This is a genomic window from Sphingomonas sp. IC081 (genome assembly GCF_006874585.1).
Lineage (GTDB): Bacteria > Pseudomonadota > Alphaproteobacteria > Sphingomonadales > Sphingomonadaceae > Novosphingobium.
Window position 1 is genome coordinate 3,410,563 of the sequence record NZ_CP029761.1, and the last position, 13,189, is coordinate 3,423,751.

Here is a 13,189-nt window from a genome sequence, read left to right on the forward strand (position 1 = left end):
CGCGCGAATCCCGTCAGTCGGCCTTGGCGGCAGAGACAAGCTGGGGCTTGACCTTGTCGCCGTCGTTGAGGAACCCGCCGGCGCGCAGCACGACCTTCTCGCTGCCCTGCAGGCCCGACTTCACGACGATCCCCCTGGGCGTGACGATGCCGGTCTGCACCGGCTGGCGGTGCACCACGTTCCTGGCATCGACGACATAGACGAACGAGCCCTTGTCGTCGTTCTGGATCGCCGATTCCGGAAGCAGGGGCGCATCCACCGCGCCGCTGCCGATGGCCGCGCTGGCAAAGCCGCCGGGGCGCAGGGCCGGATTGTAGGCAAGCAGGATGCGCGCGACGCCCTGGCGGTTGTTCGGGTCGATCACCGGCGAGACCTGCCAGACATGGCCGATGAAGGTATCCTTCGAGCCGACCGGCGTCACCCGCGCTTCGGCGCCAACGCCGATGCGCGACAGGTCATCCTCGCTGAGCTGGGCGAGCAGTTCCATCTCGCCTTCCTTGGCGAGGCGGAACAGCACCGCGCTGCCGCCGCCGACCACCTGGCCCTGCTCGACGTTGCGTTCGAGCACGAGACCGGCCGCGGGGGCGACGATGTTGAGCCGCGCTGCCTGCGCCTGAAGCTGGCCGAGCTGCGCGCGGGCGACACGCACTTGCGCATTGGCGGAATCGCGCGTCGCGGTCAGCCGGTCGATGTCCGCTGCCGAGATGAAGCCGCGATCGACCAGCTTGAGCGCGCGGTCGAGGTTGGCCTGGGCGAGACGGGCATCGGCCTGGGCCACCGAGATCTGCGCGGACTGCCCGGCCTGCTGCTGGGTCTGCACCGAACGGTCGACCACCGCGAGAACCTGGCCCTGACGGACCCAGTCACCCGGCTCGACCAGGACCGAGCGGACCTGCCCGCCCTCGCCGACCGAACCGACCGGCATGTCGCGGCGCGCCGCCAGCGAGCCGGTGACGGAAATCTCGCCCTGCACCGGCACCCGTCCGGGCACCACCACGGTCACCGCCGGGGTCTGCGCGTCGGCATCCTTGGGGCTTTCGGCCTCGCCACCCTTGTGCACCGCGAACCAGATGCCGATCACCGCCACGGCGGCGGCAACGATGATCCAGAGCCACTTGCGCGAGGGACGCTCCTGTTCGGCATCGCCCGTCGGCGGCCCTGCCTCCAACCTGCTGTCGGACATGGCCACCTGCGCGTTCTCCCCGGAATCAATTCTGCTGTCGTAATTCATCTTCACCGCAAGCCCTGCGACCGCCCCCTGAACACGCTCCGATCTGCCGCCATGGAATAGCCCCCATGCCTCATCCCTCGAACCGTGCCGCCGCACAGGCGCGAGGCACCAAGCCACGCGCCGCCCAGCGACGGAAAAAACATGCGAAACGACATATACCTGCGACAGAAGCGAGGCAATCGACTGTCGGCCTGCGGCTAACCATGATCGACCAGCGTCGAGCGCCTAGGCGGCGTGGACACATTCCGCATTGCCACGGTTGCCCTGCAAGCTGCGCCAGCAAGGCGCGAAGCCGCAGGAAGAGCGGGCCTCTTTCAAGGCGGAGCAACGCTGCTGGCGCAGCTTGCAGGGCAACCCCTACGGGGCTGGAGGCAAAAGCCGTCCCTTCGGCGTCGGCTCGGCTGGAAGTATCGACATACTCCTGCGCCTCACCTTCTTGAATCGACGGCTTTTGTCTCCAGCCGTGGCAACGCGGAATGTGTCCACGCCGCCTAGTCACCGGCGGGAAGGGCCCGGCGGCTTTAGGGAAGCGGCGGAAGTAAAACGCAAAACGGCGGCGAACCGGAGTTCGCCGCCGTTTGCATGGGCTGAGGGAGCCTGGTCAGCGTCCGGATCAGTACTTCTGCTGACGCTCGTAAAGATCGCGGTAGTGCTGAATGCGCGTGACGCGCAGCCCCTGCATGCCCGACCGGTCGACCGCGCGCTGCCAGGAAGCGAACTCCTCGAGGGTAAGCTTGTAGCGTTCGCACACTTCATCGATCGTGAGCAGCCCGCCGTTGACGGCCGCGACGACTTCCGCCTTGCGGCGCACTACCCAGCGCGTGGTGTTCGGCGGCGGCAGCGAGTCGAGCGTCAGCGGCTCTCCAAGCGGCCCGATCACCTGCGCGGGACGTATCTTCTGGTTCTCGATCATCAACACCCTCGTGCACCGGTGCTGCGTCCGCCGGTGACGGATGCGAAACTGACTACCCTGGACTTGCGAATGGTTAAATCATTTGGGTTAATGGTTGGTTCCCCGCCGTCATAAGCATGAATCACATTTGCCGCGGGCTTGGCAAAGCTGCCGCAACCCGGGACACGTGCCGCCGAAGGCTCGGCGTCGAGCACCGCACGCAGATCGTGTGCAGCGAAAAGTCGGGAACGCAAGGCAAACCAGTCGATCGGAACGAAAGCCGGGATGAACTCCTCGCCGTCGCGACCAGACGCATGCCCTGCTTTGCAGGTTTCATGTTCAAAAGCGATGTTCATGCGCCCTGCTTACATCAGGGGTAGTCAAAGGACGGTAAAAGCCCTCTTTACCGATTCTTTACCTTGATTAACCGTCGCACACGTCGCTTCGTCCCGCCCCGGCGTTTCCCCGTCGCCACCTGGTCGTGCAAGAACGGTAGGATTCTCGGGCATCCCGCTGTATGGGGCAGGCCATGACCGCCCTTTCCGATCTTGCCGGACTGGTGGCCGGCCTCGACCCCGCCGACCTGTTCCAGCTCCCCGCGCCCGTTAACCTTCGGCGCATCGTCGTCGCCATGTCCGGCGGCGTCGACAGTTCCGTCGTCGCCGCGCTGGCCGCCGCTACCGGCGCCGAGACCATCGGCGTCACCCTCCAGCTCTACGACTATGGCGCCGCCACCGGCCGCAAGGGCGCCTGCTGCGCCGGCGACGACATCCGCGACGCCCGCGCCGTCGCCGACAGCCTCGGCATCGCCCATTACGTCTTCGACCACGAGAGCCAGTTCCGCGAGGACGTGGTCGAGCGGTTTGCCGACGACTACATGGCCGGCCGCACGCCGATCCCCTGCATCCGCTGCAACATGGGGCCCAAGTTCACCGACCTGCTGACGATGGCGCGCGACCTCGGCGCCGACTGCCTTGCCACCGGCCACTACGTGCGCCGCGTGATGGGTCCGGCCGGGGCGGAACTGCACCGCGCCGCCGATCCGGCGCGCGACCAGAGCTATTTCCTCTACGGCACCACCGAGGCCCAGCTCGATTTCCTGCGCTTCCCGCTGGGCGGCCTGCCCAAGACCGAGACGCGCCGGCTGGCCGAAGCCGCCGGCCTGCGCAACGCCGCCAAGCCCGACAGCCAGGACATCTGCTTCGTGCCGGACGGCGATTATGCCAAGGTCGTCACCAAGGTCCGCCCCGAAGGCAATGCCCCGGGCCCGATCGTCCATGCCCTGACCGGCGAGGAACTGGGCACCCACCGCGGCATCATCCACTACACCGTCGGCCAGCGCCGCGGCATCGAGATCGGCGGCCAGCCCGAGCCGCTCTACGTCACCCGGATCGAGGCCGAAGGCCGCCGCGTCGTGGTCGGCCCGCGCCGCCTGCTGGGCGTTGCCGCCGCCCGCATCACCGAGACCAACCGCATCGGCCCGCTGCCCGAAGGGCCGCTGACCGCCAAGGTCCGCTCGCTGGCCAAGCCGGTAGCGATCACGCTCGACGGGCCGCTGGGCGAAGGCGCGGACACGACGATCCGCTTCCACGATCCCGAATACGGCGTTGCCCCCGGACAGGCGGCGGTGATCTATGCGGGCGACCGCGTGGTCGGCGGCGGCTGGATCGAGGGCACCACCCCGGTGGAGAGCCCCGAGCACGTGGCCGCCTGAGGGAAACCGGCGATGCGCGGGACTTCCTGCGCATCGCCGTCCGGCGTTACTGCACGCCCAGGAACGGTACCGGGCCCGATCCGCTGTAGGTCGGCAGCTTGCCGTCCCACTTCTCCACCGCGCGCATCCGCACAATCTTCGGATTGGTGCGGATCGCCTCGGCCTCGACCTGGATCGCTTTTGCATCGCCTTCGGCCTTGGCGATCCGCGCTTCGGCATCGGCCCTGGCCGTGGCGACATTGGCCTGCGCGGCGAGCGCGGCCTGTTCGTTGGCGATCTTGGCGTTGATCTGCTCGAGCACCCGGTCGGGCACACCGATGTTGCCCGCCCAGTAGACCTGCTCGACCTCGAGCCCCACCGGCGAGAAGAACGCCTGGACCCGGCGCTGCGCGGTCTGGATCAGTTCCGCCTTGTGATCGCCGTAGATCTGCTCGACGCCCAGCTGCGCCGCGCGCTCGACGATGGCATTGCGAATCGCGTTGCGCATCGGCCCGGCAATGATCTGGTCCATGTCGGTGCGGTAGCGCTGGAACAGGATCGGCGCCTTGCGCGGATCGATATGATAGCTCACCGCCACGTCGGCCTTGAGCGAGAGCCCGTTTTTGTCCTGGAAATTGAAGCTCTCGTCGGTCGGGCTCTGCTCGGTGGCATTGCCCGTCCAGGTATAAGTCCGCGTGAACACCGGATACTCGTAGATATGCGTGCCGGGAGGCGCGAGGTACCAGCCCACGCCCAGCGCATCGGGCGAAACCCCGCCGGCTATGTTGTTGACGCGGATGCCGACGTTGCCCGGTTGCACCCGCGCCACGCTGGACGACACCACCAGCCCCGCCGCGATCACGCCGACCACCAGGCCGCCGCGCCCGACCAGGCTGCGCAAGGCGCGCCCCAGCCCCCTCAGGCGGCGCGTGCTGTCCTGTTCGCTGTCGAGATAACCCATCCATCTTCTCCTTGCGGGAAGAACCGCTCCCCTGTCGTTGCCGATCGACGGCAAGCAGGCAGGGCGCTGCGGCGATTGAGCCGGTGCCAGCCGGGCAGGACGCGGGAACCGCCTTGCGGCGGGGCGCCTTTTCCGGCGGCGATCGTTTGTCGGGTGGGTTCGGGGTCGACGGATGCGCGGGAACTGCCCGAAGGCAGCGCGCGCAGGCGAGGACGACGAAAGCAACAGCCAAAAATCGCTGCGTACAATGGATGCGGGAGCATCCTGCACTGGACCTAAAGCTCAAGCCGTAACGCCGCTACACCTGCTCCTTCATGGAAATTGCCGTTTCGACAGGCATGAATCTATCGCAACCGTAGCGGCCCGCAAGGGAAACCGGATGGCAATGATTGCATTCGGCGCAACCCGATTGCAATCCTTGCACGCGTCAGCGCGTCCAGGGCTCCAGCTGGCAGCCGCGATCGGGGGCAAACGTCGCGGTCTGGCTGGCCAGAAGCGGCACGCTGGCCTTCACCGCATGGCCTTGCGCATCCTCGGAAAGCGAGACCAGACCAGCCACGCGGCCCAGTCTGGCCGCCGCCAGATCGCCCTTGCACGAACCGATGTCCCGCTCGGACACGAATCGGCACACGCAGCCGGTGCGCGCGGCGAACGCGGTGGCGACGATCGCCTGCCCGCGCAGCCCCGGCCAGGCCATGGCCAGCAACGCAGCCAGCACCAGCGCCGCCAGCAGCAGGGCATAGCGCAGCCACCGCGCCGACGGCCTGTCCCCCGCCCTGTATGTTCCGGCTGTTGCCATCCGTTCGCGCCTCGCACATCACACCCGCGTCATGCCGGTGCGCCGCCCTCCCCATATCCTCGCCTTCCTCATGGTGCCAGTCCTGCTGGCACCGCTCTCGGGCTGCGGAAAGTCCGAGCCGGACGGCCCTCCCCCGCCAAGCGCGGAATCGCAGGCCGCCATTCACGACGATGGCGGCGCCCCGCGCGAATCGCTCGGCCGCGCGATCGACGGCCTGTTCGATGAGACCGAAGTCGGCCGCACCGATGCCCTGCTGATTTTCAAACGCGGCTCCATCGCGGTCGAGCGCTATGGTGCCGGAATCAAGCGCGATACCCGCCTGCAAGGCTGGGGCATGGGCCAGTGCGTGACCGCGCTGATGATCGGCCAGCTGGTCAGCGACGGCCGGTTGCGGCTCGACGAATCGGCGCCGATCCCCGAATGGCAGCGCCCCGGCGACCCGCGCGGCGAGGTTACCTTGCGCCAGCTCCTGCAGATGCGCTCCGGCCTGCGCCACGAGGAAAGCGGTCCGCCCGCATCCGAGCCTGCCTCCGAAATCGCCCGCCAGTCCGACCGCATGCGCATGCTGTTCCTCGACGGGCGCGACGACATGGCCGCCTATGCCGAGGCGCAGCCGCTCGAAGCCCGGGCCGGCACGGTGTTCGAGAACAGCGCGGCGACGCCGGTGATTCTCTCCGATCTTGCCGCCCGCGTGCTCTCCCCCGATCCCACGCCCGACCGCCGCCGCGTCGCGGTGGGCGAATACCTGCGCAACCGGGTGCTGCTGCCGCTCGGCATGAATTCGACGCTGGTGGGGTACGATCTCAAGGGCACGATGATCGGCTCGGCCATGGTCCATGCCTCGGCGCGCGACTGGGGCAAGCTGGGCGAGTTCCTGCGCCACACCGGATCGGTGCAGGGCGCACAGGTGCTGCCGCGCCGCTGGGTGCAGTTCATGCTTTCCCCCTCCCCGCGCAATACCGCCTATGGCGCCGGGGTCTGGCTCAACCGCGCCAAGGCCAGCGAGGCCAAGGGCGAGGGCGGGGCAACGCTGTTCCCCGGCATGGCGCCGGCCAATGCCTTCGCCTGCGTGGGCGAATATGGCCAATACGTGATCGGCTCGCCCGACCAGTTGCTGACGGTAGTGCGCCTTGGCGAAAGCGACCGCGCGCAGGAAACCGAACTGCACGACCGGCTGGGCAAGCTGCTGGCGATGTTCCCGGGCGGGGTCTGAGATTCTCTATCGCGCCAATGCCCCCGGGGCATTTTGTGGCGGCACCAGCCCGCGCCCCCAGCCGGTCTTGCGGACAACCGATCCTAATCCATCGTCACGCGAATCGGCGGCAGTACGTCCTTGCCCGCCGGACCGATCTCGTCGACCAGCCCTTCCGGATCGGGGTGGATCAGGATCTCGAGATCCGGGAACACCGCGTGAAGCCGGTCCTCGATCGCGTCCATGACCTTGTGCGCCTCGCGCACGGTCATCTCGGCATCGACCCAGACGTGGAACTGCACGAAGTCCCTGTTGCCCGATGTGCGCGTGCGCAAGTCGTGAACGCCGGTGATGTCCGGGTTCTGCGCCAGCACTTCGAGGAAACGCTGCTTCTTCTCGGCCGGCCATTCGTGGTCCATCAGCTGGTCGAGCACGGCCTGCGATGCGCCCCATGCCCCCCAGGCCAGCCACGCGGCGATGCCCAGCCCGAACAGCGCGTCCGCCCCGGCCAGCCCCGCGTAGTTCTCCAGCACCAGGGCGACGATCACCGCGATGTTGAGCAGAAGGTCGGACTGGTAATGCACGCTGTCGGTATGAATGGCGATGCTGCGGGTGCGGCGGATCACGTGGCGCTGCCAGGCGACCAGCGCCAAGGTCACCACGATCGCCACCGCCGAGACGGCGATGCCGCCCTCGGCCCCTTTCACCTCATGCCCGGAAACCCACTGTTCGACCGCGCGGCTGGCGATGCCCAGCGCCGAGATCGAGATCAGCACGATCTGGAACAACGCCGCGATCGCCTCCGCCTTGCCGTGGCCGAAGCGGTGCTTGTCGTCCGCCGGCTGCGCCGCGATCCACACGCCGAGCAAGGTCGCCAGACTGGCGACAAGATCAAGCGTGGTGTCGGCCAGGCTGCCGAGCATCGCGGTCGATCCCGTGCTCCAGGCCGCCCAGGCCTTGAGCGCGAGCAGCACGGCGGCCGCGCCGATGCTGGCAAAGGCGGCGCTGCGGGTGAGGAAGGCGTGGTCGCTCATGCCGGGCCGGTCAGGGATAGAGCAGCGAGCTGGTCCAGCCCGCCGGAGCCGCCTCGTCGCGCACGAAGCGGCGGCGTTCGTGGAGCCGGAAATCGCGGTCGTGCCAGAACTCGATGGCCGAGGGGACCACGCGGTAGCCGGTCCAGTGGCGCGGGCGTTCCACCGCGCCGCCTTCGAACCGGCCGCGGACCTCTTCGTAGCGGGCCAGGAAGGTCTCGCGGCTGTCGAGCGGGGCCGACTGGTCCGAGGCGACCGCGCCGAGCTGCGAATCGCGGGCACGCGAGTGGAAATAGGCATCCGCCTCGGCATCGCTCACCGGCGAGAGCACCCCCTCGATGCGGATCTGGCGGCGCAGGCTCTTCCAGTGGAACAGCAGCGCGACATGGGGGTTCTGCGCGATCTCGCGGCCCTTGCGGCTATGGCCATTGGTGTAGAACACGAAGCCGTCCGGGCCGTGGCCCTTGAGCAGCACCATGCGCACCGAGGGCAGTCCGTCCGCCGTCGCCGTTGCCAGCGCCATCGCGTTCGAATCGTTGGGTTCGCTCGCCCGTGCCTCGTCGTACCAGGTCTGGAACAGCGCAAAGGGATCGCCGTGGGGAATGACCTCGTGCGCCTGCTGGGAGTCCATCTGCAATTCCTGAATTGGTGCGGGCCGCTCCACACGGGAACGGCAGGCACGGTCTACACGTTTCGGCCGGAGAAATCCCGCGAGCCGCAACACTCCTGCCCGCCCTCGCCCGGACCTGCCTTGATCCTCGGCAAATCCCGTGCGGGGGGAAGCACATGCGCCTCGCCATAGCTGCGGTGAAAGAACTAGGAAAGCATCGCTTGCCGAGCGGCGCGCACGATCCTAGCTAGGGCCCATGGCAGCAGACCCTTATTCCACCCTTGGCGTATCGCGCACGGCCAGCGAGAAGGACATCAAGTCGGCTTATCGCAAGCTGGCCAAGGAACTCCATCCCGATACCAACAAGGACAACCCGAAGGCGGCCGAGCGCTTCTCCGAAGTGACCGCCGCCTACGACCTGCTTTCCGACAAGGACAAGCGGGCCAAGTTCGATCGCGGCGAGATCGATGCCGATGGCAACCCGATGGGCTTTGGCGGATTCGGCGGCGGCGGCGGTCAGGGCGGTTTTGGCGGCGCGGGCTTCGGCGGCGGCGGGCAGCGCGGCTTTTCGGGCGGCTTCGGCGGCAATGACGGGATCGACCTCGAAGACCTGTTCGGCGGCATCTTCGGCGGCGCGGGACAGCGCGGCGGCGGCGGCGGGTTCGGCGGTATGGGCGGCGGCGGTGCGGGCCGCGGCCGCGCCGCGCCGCGCGGCGCCAACGTGACCTACCGGCTCTCGGTTCCCCTGCTCGACGCGGCGGAACTCAAGCCGCAGCGCATCACCCTGTCGGACGGCAAGACCATCGACCTCAAGCTGCCGCTCGGGCTCGAGGACGGCACCCAGATGCGGCTTGCCGGCAAGGGCGAGCACGGCCCCGGCGGCGCCGGCGATGCCATCATCACCCTGCAAATCCAGCCGCACAGCCATTTCCATCAGGACGGCGACGACTTGCGGCTCGACCTGCCGGTCACGCTCGACGAGGCGCTTCACGGCGCCAAGGTGAAGACCCCGACGCCTTCGGGCGCGGTGATGCTCTCGGTCCCGGCGGGCGCCAGCTCGGGCAAGGTCATGCGCCTCAAGGGGCGCGGCATGACCCGCAAGGACGGCTCTCGCGGGGACCTGCTGATCAGCCTCCAGATCACCCTGCCCGAAGGCGATGCAGACCTGCTGAAGCGCCTCGAGGGCTGGAAGGATGCGCGCGACGTGCGCGCCAAGCTGGGGGTCTGAGGGGCCCGTCTGGAATCCGGCGAAAGCCGGATCTGACACGAAAATGCCCTTCAGGCATTTTCCAGGGATGCGCGGTTTGCAAACCGCGCATCCGCACCCTTCCAACGGGCCCGCAATTGCTCTAGTGCGCAGCGGTTATGACCGAACAGCGTGACTATCGCAGCACCGTCTTCCTGCCGAAGACCGATTTCCCCATGAAGGCCGGGCTCCCCCAGAAGGAGCCGGGTATTCTTGCGCGCTGGCAGGAACAGGACATTTACGCACAGACCCGCGAAGCCCGCGCCGGCCGCGAGAAGTTCGTGCTGCATGACGGCCCGCCCTATGCCAACGGCGACATGCACATCGGCCATGCGCTGAACCACATCCTCAAGGACATGGTCGTGCGCACCCAGACCCTGCTGGGCAAGAACGCACCCTACGTCCCCGGCTGGGACTGCCACGGCCTGCCCATCGAGTGGAAGGTCGAGGAAGAGTACCGCAAGAAGAAGAAGAACAAGGACGAGGTTCCCGCCGAGGAATTCCGCGCCGAATGCCGTGCCTATGCCCAGAACTGGGTGAACGTGCAGCGCGAGCAGCTGAAGCGCCTCGGCGTCAACGGTGACTGGGACAAGCCCTACCTCACCATGGACTTCCAGGCCGAAGCCACCATCGTCACCGAACTCTTGAAGTTCGCCGAGCACGACATGCTCTACCGCGGCGCCAAGCCGGTGATGTGGAGCCCGGTCGAGAAGACGGCGCTGGCCGAAGCCGAAGTCGAGTACGAGGACATCGTCTCGACCCAGATCGACGTGGCTTTCGAAATCACCGAATCGCCGAATGTGCCGGAACTGGTCGGCGCCTATGCGGTGATCTGGACAACCACCCCGTGGACGATCCCGACCAACCAGGCGCTCGCCTACGGGCCTGAGGTAAGCTACGAGATCGTCGAATTTGACGGCCGTCGTTTTGTTGTTGCCTCCGATCTCCAAGCCGCATCCATGCGCCGTTGGGGTTATGATCCTGAAAGCGGTAATGGCCGTTCGCTGGGTCAATATCTCGGCAAGGATCTCTTCGCAGGAACTCTCGCCCGTCACCCGATGCACGCGCTGGGCGGCTTCTTCGCCGAGCCGCGTCCGCTGCTCGCGGGCGATTTCGTCACCACCGAGAGCGGCACCGGCCTCGTCCACATGGCGCCCGACCATGGCGAGGACGACTTCCTGCTCTGCAAGGCCAACGGCATCGGCCCCAAGTTCGTGGTCGAGGCCGACGGCAAGTACCGCGAGGACTGGGGCTGGCTGGGCGGTCAAGGCTCGGTCATCAATCCCAAGTTCAATGCCCCCGACGGCCCGATCTGTGCGGACCTCAAGGAAGCAGGCGCACTGCTGGCGGCTTCGGCCGACTACAAGCACTCCTACCCGCACTCGTGGCGCTCCAAGGCCAAGGTGATCTTCCGCTGCACCCCGCAGTGGTTCGTGCCCATGGACAAGGTGCTCGGCCACCTGCCCTCGACCACCCGCGCCGAACGCCGCTGGGAAGGCGAGGGCGGCGCCATCGATCCGCAGGACGAAACCGCCGAAGCCTCGCCGACGCTGCGCCAGGCCGCGCTGGACGCCATCGCCGAGACGCGCTTCGTCCCCGAAAAGGGCCGCAACCGCATCGGCGCCATGGTCGAAGGCCGCCCGGACTGGGTGCTCTCACGCCAGCGCGCCTGGGGCGTGCCGATCACCCTGTTCGTGAACCGCAAGAGCGGCGAATACCTCGTCGATGCCGAAGTGAACGCGCGCATCATCGCCGCCATCCGCGAGATCGGCGTCGATGCCTGGTCGGACGCGCGCGCGCAGGAATACCTCGGCGACACCTATAGCGCCGATGACTACGAGCGCGTGGTCGACATTCTCGACGTCTGGTTCGATTCCGGCTCGACCCACGCCTTCGTGCTCGAATCCGGCCGCTGGCCCGAACTGGTGCCCGCCGAGGATCACGTCGGCCCGACTGCCGACCTCTACCTCGAAGGCAGCGACCAGCATCGCGGCTGGTTCCAGTCCTCGCTGCTCGAAAGCTGTGCCACGCGCGGCCATGCGCCCTACAAGGCGGTGCTGACCCACGGCTTCACGATGGACGCCAAGGGCTTCAAGATGTCGAAGTCGCTCGGCAACACCATCAGCCCGATCAAGGTGATGGAAACCAACGGCGCCGACATCATCCGTCTCTGGGCGCTCTCGGTCGACTATACCGAGGATCACCGCATCGGTGACGAGATCCTGAAGGGCGTGGCCGACCAGTACCGCAAGCTGCGCAACACCATGCGTTACCTGCTGGGCGCGCTCGACGGCTTCTCGGACGACGAGAAGCTGCCGGTCGAAGAGATGCCCGAGCTGGAGCGCTACGTGCTCTCGCTGCTGGCGGGCGTCGATGCCACGCTGCGCCAGGCGGTCGCGGACTTCGACTTCAATACCTACGTGCGCACCCTGCTGGACTTCTGCAACGAAGACCTCTCGGCCTTCTTCTTCGACATCCGCAAGGACTGCCTCTACTGCGACGCGCCGTCGGACCCGAAGCGCCGCGCCTATCGCACCGTGCTGGACACGCTGTTCCACGCGCTGGTGCGTTATGCCGCGCCGGTCACCGTCTTCACCGCCGAGGAAGTCTGGCAGAGCCGCTTCCCGGGCAGCGACAGCGTGCACCTGCTCGAATGGCCGGAAGTTCCCGCCGTGGAAGCGGACGCCGCCCGCTGGGCAGACCTGCGCGCCCTGCGCGTGAAGGTGACGGAAGCCATCGAACCGCTGCGCCGCGAGAAGATCGTCGGCTCCAGCCTTGCCGCGACCGTGACTGTTCCCGCGAATGCTCCGGAAGGCGACCTCGCCGAACTGTTCATCACCGCGAAAGTCGAGCGCGGGCAGGGCGATGAGGTGACTGTCTCGCCCTCCACCGACCACAAGTGCGGCCGCTGCTGGCGCCACCTTCCCGAGGTTTCGGAAGACGGCGCCCTGTGCGGGCGCTGCGACGACGTGGTCGGCGCGCTGGAGACGCCCGCATGAACCTGTGGCGCAACCGCCTGATCGGGCTGCTGGTCGCGGCTGCGGTCTTTGTGGTCGACCAGGCGGTGAAGCTGTGGATGATCGGCAACCTCAAGACCCTGCCCACGGTGGAACGGGTGATCGAGATCCTGCCGATCTTCAACTTCCGCTGGACCGAGAACTACGGCGTCTCGCTCGGCCTGTTCACCGCCGGCTCGCCCGAGGGCCGCTGGGCGCTTGTCGCCATGACCGGCCTGATCGCCATCTTTGTGCTGGTCTGGCTGCTGCGCGAACGCAAGATGGCGGAAATCGCCGCACTTTCGCTGGTTCTGGGCGGCGCGCTGGGCAATATCCGCGACCGTTTCAGCTACGGTTATGTCGTCGACTATGCCGACCTGCACTTCGGCGAGTTCCGTCCTTTCCTCGTTTTCAACATCGCGGATGCCGCCATCACCATCGGCGTCCTGATTATCCTTGCCCGTTCACTGCTTTCGCGCGACAAGCCGGACACGAACGGCGGTCACGACACGGCTGATGCCGCCCCGGAGATTTGAGT

Annotated in this window: 12 protein-coding genes; 5 read left to right on the forward strand and 7 right to left on the reverse strand. The window is 67.3% G+C overall.

Annotated elements, in window-relative coordinates; all coding sequences use genetic code 11:
• Positions 1–13: 13 nt before the first annotated feature.
• The 3 genes from DM450_RS16030 to DM450_RS16040 form a co-directional block, all read right to left on the reverse strand.
• Positions 14–1,231 carry an efflux RND transporter periplasmic adaptor subunit gene (locus DM450_RS16030; protein WP_142636451.1) on the reverse strand — a complete coding sequence of 406 codons (1,218 nt, stop codon included), beginning with the start codon at positions 1,229–1,231 and terminating at the stop codon, positions 14–16.
• A 613-nt stretch (positions 1,232–1,844) separates the two neighbouring features.
• The gene (locus DM450_RS16035; protein ID WP_142636453.1) at positions 1,845–2,144 is read right to left on the reverse strand and encodes a DUF1153 domain-containing protein; all 300 of its coding nucleotides are present in this window, start codon (positions 2,142–2,144) and stop codon (positions 1,845–1,847) included.
• Positions 2,144–2,479, reverse strand: coding sequence for a hypothetical protein (locus tag DM450_RS16040; RefSeq protein ID WP_142636455.1), 336 nt, complete (start codon positions 2,477–2,479; stop codon positions 2,144–2,146). Before DM450_RS16040 ends, DM450_RS16035 begins: the two co-directional genes overlap by 1 nt.
• A gap of 173 nt (positions 2,480–2,652) precedes the next feature.
• Between DM450_RS16040 and mnmA the strand changes: the two genes are divergently transcribed.
• A complete protein-coding gene (mnmA, locus tag DM450_RS16045; protein WP_142636457.1) occupies positions 2,653–3,837 on the forward strand; it encodes a tRNA 2-thiouridine(34) synthase MnmA in 1,185 nt (394 codons plus the stop codon).
• Positions 3,838–3,883: 46 nt separating this feature from the next.
• Here mnmA and DM450_RS16050 read toward each other — a convergent pair whose 3' ends face one another.
• Both DM450_RS16050 and DM450_RS16055 read right to left on the reverse strand, forming a co-directional pair.
• Positions 3,884–4,777, reverse strand: coding sequence for an SPFH domain-containing protein (locus DM450_RS16050; RefSeq protein WP_185928635.1), 894 nt, complete (start codon positions 4,775–4,777; stop codon positions 3,884–3,886).
• Between the two features lie 427 nt (positions 4,778–5,204).
• Positions 5,205–5,576 (reverse strand): hypothetical protein, encoded by a 372-nt coding sequence (locus DM450_RS16055; RefSeq protein ID WP_142636459.1) that lies wholly within the window; start codon positions 5,574–5,576, stop codon positions 5,205–5,207.
• 31 nt (positions 5,577–5,607) lie between these two features.
• Here DM450_RS16055 and DM450_RS16060 point away from each other — a divergent pair, with 31 nt between their 5' ends.
• Positions 5,608–6,789, forward strand: coding sequence for a serine hydrolase domain-containing protein (locus DM450_RS16060; RefSeq protein ID WP_142636461.1), 1,182 nt, complete (start codon positions 5,608–5,610; stop codon positions 6,787–6,789).
• A gap of 83 nt (positions 6,790–6,872) precedes the next feature.
• On the opposite strand, the gene DM450_RS16065 is transcribed toward DM450_RS16060, so the two are convergent.
• Positions 6,873–7,802 (reverse strand): cation diffusion facilitator family transporter, encoded by a 930-nt coding sequence (locus DM450_RS16065; protein WP_142636463.1) that lies wholly within the window; start codon positions 7,800–7,802, stop codon positions 6,873–6,875.
• 10 nt (positions 7,803–7,812) lie between these two features.
• Positions 7,813–8,430: a pyridoxamine 5'-phosphate oxidase gene (gene pdxH, locus DM450_RS16070; protein ID WP_142636465.1), complete on the reverse strand. Its 618-nt coding sequence runs from the start codon at positions 8,428–8,430 to the stop codon at positions 7,813–7,815.
• Positions 8,431–8,665: 235 nt separating this feature from the next.
• Here pdxH and DM450_RS16075 point away from each other — a divergent pair, with 235 nt between their 5' ends.
• From DM450_RS16075 to lspA, 3 genes are all read left to right on the forward strand, one after another.
• Positions 8,666–9,637: a DnaJ C-terminal domain-containing protein gene (locus DM450_RS16075; protein ID WP_142636467.1), complete on the forward strand. Its 972-nt coding sequence runs from the start codon at positions 8,666–8,668 to the stop codon at positions 9,635–9,637.
• Between the two features lie 137 nt (positions 9,638–9,774).
• Complete coding sequence (ileS, locus tag DM450_RS16080) at positions 9,775–12,654, forward strand: isoleucine--tRNA ligase (RefSeq protein ID WP_142636469.1); 2,880 nt, start codon at positions 9,775–9,777, stop codon at positions 12,652–12,654.
• On the forward strand, positions 12,651–13,187 hold the full coding sequence (lspA, locus tag DM450_RS16085; protein WP_142636471.1) for a signal peptidase II: 537 nt from the start codon (positions 12,651–12,653) through the stop codon (positions 13,185–13,187). The genes ileS and lspA overlap by 4 nt, the downstream gene beginning before the upstream one ends.
• Positions 13,188–13,189: the final 2 nt, after the last annotated feature.

What these genes read in the sequence shown, in the direction of transcription:
- DM450_RS16040 (WP_142636455.1), bottom strand. Translation starts at nt 2,479, where the DNA reads ATGAACATCGCTTTTGAACATGAAACCTGCAAAGCAGGGCATGCGTCT.
- DM450_RS16050 (WP_185928635.1), bottom strand. Translation starts at nt 4,777, where the DNA reads ATGGGTTATCTCGACAGCGAACAGGACAGCACGCGCCGCCTGAGGGGG.
- pdxH (WP_142636465.1), bottom strand. Translation starts at nt 8,430, where the DNA reads ATGGACTCCCAGCAGGCGCACGAGGTCATTCCCCACGGCGATCCCTTT.
- DM450_RS16035 (WP_142636453.1), bottom strand. Translation starts at nt 2,144, where the DNA reads ATGATCGAGAACCAGAAGATACGTCCCGCGCAGGTGATCGGGCCGCTT.
- lspA (WP_142636471.1), top strand. Translation starts at nt 12,651, where the DNA reads ATGAACCTGTGGCGCAACCGCCTGATCGGGCTGCTGGTCGCGGCTGCG.
- DM450_RS16065 (WP_142636463.1), bottom strand. Translation starts at nt 7,802, where the DNA reads ATGAGCGACCACGCCTTCCTCACCCGCAGCGCCGCCTTTGCCAGCATC.
- ileS (WP_142636469.1), top strand. Translation starts at nt 9,775, where the DNA reads ATGACCGAACAGCGTGACTATCGCAGCACCGTCTTCCTGCCGAAGACC.
- mnmA (WP_142636457.1), top strand. Translation starts at nt 2,653, where the DNA reads ATGACCGCCCTTTCCGATCTTGCCGGACTGGTGGCCGGCCTCGACCCC.
- DM450_RS16055 (WP_142636459.1), bottom strand. Translation starts at nt 5,576, where the DNA reads ATGGCAACAGCCGGAACATACAGGGCGGGGGACAGGCCGTCGGCGCGG.
- DM450_RS16030 (WP_142636451.1), bottom strand. Translation starts at nt 1,231, where the DNA reads ATGAATTACGACAGCAGAATTGATTCCGGGGAGAACGCGCAGGTGGCC.
- DM450_RS16060 (WP_142636461.1), top strand. Translation starts at nt 5,608, where the DNA reads ATGCCGGTGCGCCGCCCTCCCCATATCCTCGCCTTCCTCATGGTGCCA.
- DM450_RS16075 (WP_142636467.1), top strand. Translation starts at nt 8,666, where the DNA reads ATGGCAGCAGACCCTTATTCCACCCTTGGCGTATCGCGCACGGCCAGC.